The sequence below is a fragment of the Vogesella mureinivorans genome, from assembly GCF_007644035.1.
Lineage (GTDB): Bacteria > Pseudomonadota > Gammaproteobacteria > Burkholderiales > Chromobacteriaceae > Vogesella > Vogesella mureinivorans.
The window spans coordinates 1-280 of the sequence record NZ_VMTV02001123.1 but is presented as its reverse complement, the minus strand read 5'-3'; the positions used below and the strand labels follow the sequence as shown (position 1 = coordinate 280).

1 protein-coding gene is annotated in these 280 nt (G+C 69.3%); it reads left to right on the top strand.

Features of this window, described 5'->3' with window-relative positions; all coding sequences use genetic code 11:
* Nucleotides 1–280: GGDEF domain-containing protein (locus tag FLQ44_RS23055; RefSeq protein ID WP_147696194.1), on the top strand; the 280-nt coding region annotated here is incomplete at both ends.

The following is a 280-nucleotide window of genomic DNA, read 5'->3' as shown; positions in this document are numbered from 1 at the left end:
CTCATCACCCTCGGCGAAGCCCAGGGCCGCGACCGCCACGACTATGCCGTTCTGTTCCTCGATCTCGACGGCTTCAAGTGGGTCAACGACAGCCTGGGCCACGGTGCCGGCGATCGACTGCTGGTCGCGATCGGCGAGCGCCTGTCGCTGACCCTTGGCCGCGAAGCGCTGCTGGCGCGCTACGGTGGCGACGAGTTCAGCCTGCTGCCCAAGGGGCCCTGTTCACGAGCGCGCGCCGAGGCTCTGGCACGCCTGATCGCCGAGCTGTTCCAGCGCCCGT